The 5,199-nt window shown below is 58.0% G+C and carries 2 rRNA genes; both read left to right on the top strand.

Features of this window, described 5'->3' with window-relative positions:
- The first annotated feature begins 221 nt into the window (after nt 1–221).
- A 16S ribosomal RNA gene (locus ACFPZJ_RS39715) occupies nt 222–1,746 on the top strand.
- Between the two features lie 309 nt (nt 1,747–2,055).
- Nucleotides 2,056–5,177, top strand: a 23S ribosomal RNA gene (locus ACFPZJ_RS39710).
- Together the 16S and 23S rRNA genes form the textbook arrangement of a ribosomal RNA operon.
- Nucleotides 5,178–5,199: the final 22 nt, after the last annotated feature.

The following is a 5,199-nucleotide window of genomic DNA, read 5'->3' as shown; positions in this document are numbered from 1 at the left end:
GGAGGAAAGCCCGAGAGGGTGAGTACGAAGGAAGCGTCCGTTCCTTGAGAACTCAACAGCGTGCCAAAAGTCAACGCCAGATATGTTGATACCCCGTCTCCGGCCATTCGGCTGGGGCGAGGTTCCTTTGAAAAACACACAGCGAGGACGCTGTGAACGGCCGGGCTTATTCCGCCTGGCTGTTCCGCTCTCGTGGTGTTGAACCGGATGACCGGTAAACATTCACGGAGAGTTTGATCCTGGCTCAGGACGAACGCTGGCGGCGTGCTTAACACATGCAAGTCGAACGATGAACCACTTCGGTGGGGATTAGTGGCGAACGGGTGAGTAACACGTGGGCAATCTGCCCTTCACTCTGGGACAAGCCCTGGAAACGGGGTCTAATACCGGATACGAGTTCCCAAGGCATCTTGGGGGCTGGAAAGCTCCGGCGGTGAAGGATGAGCCCGCGGCCTATCAGCTTGTTGGTGAGGTAACGGCTCACCAAGGCGACGACGGGTAGCCGGCCTGAGAGGGCGACCGGCCACACTGGGACTGAGACACGGCCCAGACTCCTACGGGAGGCAGCAGTGGGGAATATTGCACAATGGGCGCAAGCCTGATGCAGCGACGCCGCGTGAGGGATGACGGCCTTCGGGTTGTAAACCTCTTTCAGCAGGGAAGAAGCGCAAGTGACGGTACCTGCAGAAGAAGCGCCGGCTAACTACGTGCCAGCAGCCGCGGTAATACGTAGGGCGCGAGCGTTGTCCGGAATTATTGGGCGTAAAGAGCTCGTAGGCGGCTTGTCGCGTCGGTTGTGAAAGCCCGGGGCTTAACCCCGGGTCTGCAGTCGATACGGGCAGGCTAGAGTTCGGTAGGGGAGATCGGAATTCCTGGTGTAGCGGTGAAATGCGCAGATATCAGGAGGAACACCGGTGGCGAAGGCGGATCTCTGGGCCGATACTGACGCTGAGGAGCGAAAGCGTGGGGAGCGAACAGGATTAGATACCCTGGTAGTCCACGCCGTAAACGGTGGGCACTAGGTGTGGGCAACATTCCACGTTGTCCGTGCCGCAGCTAACGCATTAAGTGCCCCGCCTGGGGAGTACGGCCGCAAGGCTAAAACTCAAAGGAATTGACGGGGGCCCGCACAAGCGGCGGAGCATGTGGCTTAATTCGACGCAACGCGAAGAACCTTACCAAGGCTTGACATACACCGGAAACATCCAGAGATGGGTGCCCCCTTGTGGTCGGTGTACAGGTGGTGCATGGCTGTCGTCAGCTCGTGTCGTGAGATGTTGGGTTAAGTCCCGCAACGAGCGCAACCCTTGTCCCGTGTTGCCAGCAGGCCCTTGTGGTGCTGGGGACTCACGGGAGACCGCCGGGGTCAACTCGGAGGAAGGTGGGGACGACGTCAAGTCATCATGCCCCTTATGTCTTGGGCTGCACACGTGCTACAATGGCCGGTACAATGAGCTGCGATACCGCGAGGTGGAGCGAATCTCAAAAAGCCGGTCTCAGTTCGGATTGGGGTCTGCAACTCGACCCCATGAAGTCGGAGTCGCTAGTAATCGCAGATCAGCATTGCTGCGGTGAATACGTTCCCGGGCCTTGTACACACCGCCCGTCACGTCACGAAAGTCGGTAACACCCGAAGCCGGTGGCCCAACCCCTTGTGGGAGGGAGCTGTCGAAGGTGGGACTGGCGATTGGGACGAAGTCGTAACAAGGTAGCCGTACCGGAAGGTGCGGCTGGATCACCTCCTTTCTAAGGAGCACTTCTTACCGAGTCCTTCGGGGCGAGGTCAGAGGCCAGTACATCAGCGAACGTCTGATGCTGGTTGCTCATGGGTGGAACGTTGACTACTCGGCACACTCGGCCTGTTCGGGGCTGTTAGTACTGCTCTTCGGAGCGTGGAACGCAGACTGCGGGAGGTGAGGGTGTCGGGCACGCTGTTGGGTGTCTGAGGGAATGAACTTCCTTCAGTTGCCGGCCCCAGTGCACTCGGGAGTTCTTCTCGGGGTGATGGGTGGTTGGTCGTTGTTTGAGAACTGCACAGTGGACGCGAGCATCTGTGGCCAAGTTTTTAAGGGCGCACGGTGGATGCCTTGGCACCAGGAACCGATGAAGGACGTGGGAGGCCGCGATAGGCCCCGGGGAGCTGTCAACCGAGCTTTGATCCGGGGGTGTCCGAATGGGGAAACCCGGCAGTCGTCATGGGCTGTCACCCACTGCTGAACACATAGGCAGTGTGGAGGGAACGCGGGGAAGTGAAACATCTCAGTACCCGCAGGAAGAGAAAACAACCGTGATTCCGGGAGTAGTGGCGAGCGAAACCGGATGAGGCCAAACCGTATGCGTGTGAGACCCGGCAGGGGTTGCGTATGCGGGGTTGTGGGATCTCTCTTTCATGGTCTGCCGGCCGTGAGACGAGTCAGAAACCGTTGATGTAGGCGAAGGACATGCGAAAGGTCCGGCGTAGAGGGTAAGACCCCCGTAGTCGAAACGTCAGCGGCTCGTTTGAGAGACACCCAAGTAGCACGGGGCCCGAGAAATCCCGTGTGAATCTGGCGGGACCACCCGCTAAGCCTAAATATTCCCTGGTGACCGATAGCGGATAGTACCGTGAGGGAATGGTGAAAAGTACCCCGGGAGGGGAGTGAAATAGTACCTGAAACCGTGTGCCTACAAGCCGTGGGAGCGTCGGAACGAGGCTTGCCTTGTTCTCGTGACTGCGTGCCTTTTGAAGAATGAGCCTGCGAGTTTGCGGTGTGTTGCGAGGTTAACCCGGGTGGGGTAGCCGTAGCGAAAGCGAGTCCGAATAGGGCGGTGGAGTAGCACGCTCAAGACCCGAAGCGGAGTGATCTAGCCATGGGCAGGTTGAAGCGGAGGTAAGACTTCGTGGAGGACCGAACCCACCAGGGTTGAAAACCTGGGGGATGACCTGTGGTTAGGGGTGAAAGGCCAATCAAACTCCGTGATAGCTGGTTCTCCCCGAAATGCATTTAGGTGCAGCGTCGTGTGTTTCTTGCCGGAGGTAGAGCACTGGATAGGCGATGGGCCCTACCGGGTTACTGACCTTAGCCAAACTCCGAATGCCGGTAAGTGAGAGCGCGGCAGTGAGACTGTGGGGGATAAGCTCCATGGTCGAGAGGGAAACAGCCCAGAGCATCGACTAAGGCCCCTAAGCGTACGCTAAGTGGGAAAGGATGTGGAGTCGCAGAGACAACCAGGAGGTTGGCTTAGAAGCAGCCACCCTTGAAAGAGTGCGTAATAGCTCACTGGTCTAGTGATTCCGCGCCGACAATGTAGCGGGGCTCAAGCGTACCGCCGAAGTCGTGTCATTCATGCAACAGCCCCAACGGGTGTATGGATGGGTAGGGGAGCGTCGTCTGCCGGGTGAAGCAGCCGCGTAAGCGAGTTGTGGACGGTTGACGAGTGAGAATGCAGGCATGAGTAGCGATTCACACGTGAGAAACGTGTGCGCCGATTGACTAAGGGTTCCTGGGTCAAGCTGATCTGCCCAGGGTAAGTCGGGACCTAAGGCGAGGCCGACAGGCGTAGTCGATGGATAACCGGTTGATATTCCGGTACCCGCTGTGAAGCGTCAAACATCGAATCCAGTGATGCTAAGCCCGTGAAGCCGTCGGCTGAGTCTTCGGACGAGGTCGGAGTGGTGGAGCCGGTGACCCGAGCTGGTAGTAGGTGAGTGATGGGGTGACGCAGGAAGGTAGTCCATCCCGGGCGGTGGTTGTCCCGGGGTAAGGGTGTAGGCCGTGCGATAGGCAAATCCGTCGCACTTGTGGCTGAGACCTGATGCCGAGCCGATTGTGGTGAAGTGGATGATCCTATGCTGTCGAGAAAAGCCTCTAGCGAGTTTCATGGCGGCCCGTACCCTAAACCGACTCAGGTGGTCAGGTAGAGAATACCGAGGCGTTCGGGTGAACTATGGTTAAGGAACTCGGCAAAATGCCCCCGTAACTTCGGGAGAAGGGGGGCCACATCCGGTGATGGCACTTGCTGTCAGAGCTGGGGGTGGCCGCAGAGACCAGCGAGAAGCGACTGTTTACTAAAAACACAGGTCCGTGCGAAGCCGTAAGGCGATGTATACGGACTGACGCCTGCCCGGTGCTGGAACGTTAAGGGGACCGGTTAGCTCACTTTCGGGTGGGCGAAGCTGAGAACTTAAGCGCCAGTAAACGGCGGTGGTAACTATAACCATCCTAAGGTAGCGAAATTCCTTGTCGGGTAAGTTCCGACCTGCACGAATGGCGTAACGACTTCTCGACTGTCTCAACCATAGGCCCGGTGAAATTGCACTACGAGTAAAGATGCTCGTTTCGCGCAGCAGGACGGAAAGACCCCGGGACCTTTACTACAGTTTGATATTGGTGTTCGGTTCGGCTTGTGTAGGATAGCTGGGAGACTGTGAAGCCTGGACGCCAGTTCGGGTGGAGTCGTCGTTGAAATACCAGTCTGGTCGTGCTGGATGTCTAACCTGGGTCCGTGATCCGGATCAGGGACAGTGTCTGATGGGTAGTTTAACTGGGGCGGTTGCCTCCTAAAGGGTAACGGAGGCGCCCAAAGGTTCCCTCAGCCTGGTTGGCAATCAGGTGTTGAGTGTAAGTGCACAAGGGAGCTTGACTGTGAGACCGACGGGTCGAGCAGGGACGAAAGTCGGGACTAGTGATCCGGCGGTGGCTTGTGGAAGCGCCGTCGCTCAACGGATAAAAGGTACCCCGGGGATAACAGGCTGATCTTCCCCAAGAGTCCATATCGACGGGATGGTTTGGCACCTCGATGTCGGCTCGTCGCATCCTGGGGCTGGAGTCGGTCCCAAGGGTTGGGCTGTTCGCCCATTAAAGCGGTACGCGAGCTGGGTTTAGAACGTCGTGAGACAGTTCGGTCCCTATCCGCTGTGCGCGTAGGAGTCTTGAGAAGGGCTGTCCCTAGTACGAGAGGACCGGGACGGACGAACCTCTGGTGTGCCAGTTGTTCTGCCAAGGGCATGGCTGGTTGGCTACGTTCGGGAGGGATAACCGCTGAAAGCATCTAAGCGGGAAGCCTGCTTCGAGATGAGGGCTCCCACCTCCTAGAGAGGGTAAGGCTCCCAGTAGACGACTGGGTTGATAGGCCGGATATGGAAGCACGGTAACGTGTGGAGTTGACCGGTACTAATAGGCCGAGGGCTTGTCCTCAGTTGCTCGCGTCCACTGTGTT

The sequence above is a fragment of the Streptomyces bullii genome, from assembly GCF_042657145.1.
GTDB classification, from domain to species: domain Bacteria; phylum Actinomycetota; class Actinomycetes; order Streptomycetales; family Streptomycetaceae; genus Streptomyces; species Streptomyces bullii.
Note: the sequence above shows the minus strand (reverse complement) of the source record. Positions and strands in the feature narration are given on the sequence as shown.